Source organism: Rhodoferax sp. RT5P35, assembly GCF_056521385.1.
In genome coordinates this window covers 1-1,212 of the sequence record NZ_JBWMAX010000220.1, presented here as the reverse complement: position 1 = coordinate 1,212, position 1,212 = coordinate 1, and the positions used below count along the sequence as shown (strand labels likewise).

Annotated in this window: 2 protein-coding genes; both read left to right on the top strand. The window is 60.3% G+C overall.

Annotated elements, in window-relative coordinates; all coding sequences use genetic code 11:
* Positions 1–545: FAD-binding protein (locus tag AC097L_RS25145; protein WP_479589434.1), on the top strand; the 545-nt coding region annotated here is incomplete at its 5' end.
* A complete protein-coding gene (locus AC097L_RS25140; protein ID WP_479589433.1) occupies positions 542–880 on the top strand; it encodes an NIPSNAP family protein in 339 nt (112 codons plus the stop codon). The genes AC097L_RS25145 and AC097L_RS25140, both read left to right, overlap by 4 nt.
* Positions 881–1,212: the final 332 nt, after the last annotated feature.

The window sequence follows — 1,212 nt, the reverse complement described above, 5'->3', positions numbered from 1 at the left end:
GGCTGGTCTGCGACAAAGCCACCATCGCCAAATACGGCCTGGGCTACGCCAAGCCCGCGCCCATGCCTCTGGGCGGCCACCTGCGCAGCGGCTACCTGGTGAACGGCAACACCCTGGCCGAACTGGCGGCCAACGCCGGTATCGACCTCGCCGGGCTGGAGCAGACCGTGCGCCACTACAACAGCGGCGCGGTACGCGGCGAAGACCCGGCCTTCCACCGCGGCAGCACCAGCTTCAACCGCTACCTAGCCGACCCCGAGCACCGGCCCAACCCCTGCGTGGCCCCGGTGCAGACCGGCCCGTTTTACGCGCTCAAGGTGGTGATGGGCGACCTGGGCACCTTCGACGGCATCCAGACCAGCGTGGTGGGCGAGGTGTTGAAGCGCGACGGCACGGCGATTCCCGGCCTGTACGCGGTGGGCAACGACCGCGCCAGCATGATGGGCGGCAACTACCCCGGCGCGGGCATCACCCACGGGCCGAACATGACCTTTGGCTTCATCACCGGCAACCACATCGCCGACCTGGCCGGAGCCGCAAAATGAACAGTGCCAAGCCGCTGATCGACCACCGCACCTACACCATCGCGCTGCGCAAGATGCCGGAGTTTCTGGAGGTGCTCAACCGCCTGGCCATGCCCATCCTGATGGAGACGCTGGGCCACCCCGTAGGCTTCTACACCAGCCTGGTGGGGCCGCAAAACCAGTTTGTGCACCTCTGGGCCTACGACGACCTGGCCGACTACGAGCGCCGCTGCTTCGCCCGCGACACCCACCCCGGCTTCGGTGCCTACCTGGCGGCATCGGGGCACTTGATCACCGCGCAGGAGACGCGGCTGGTGAAGGCGGTGCAGATGGCTGTTTTTACGGATGCTATTTAACTTATAGCTACTCGTACTGATGGGATAGGCGCGGAGGGGTAAATAACTTGAATACCTTGGACAAAAAGATGCCAAAACCCATCCAATCCATGCAAGTCCTATTACCTGATGCCATCTGCGCCATCTAGATGTAAACCTCAATAGACCAGAAATGAAACTAAAGATACTGTTGGTTACTATTTTAAGTATCTAGCAGCTGACCATTAAGAGCTACCGCCATGCGATGCAATTTACAAAGTAAGCACCCAAAATAAAAAAGAAGAGGAGAAACAAAAGTGTCTTACGAATCGCGCCCCACGGACTGCATTCGCAATAACGCCTGGACTTACAGC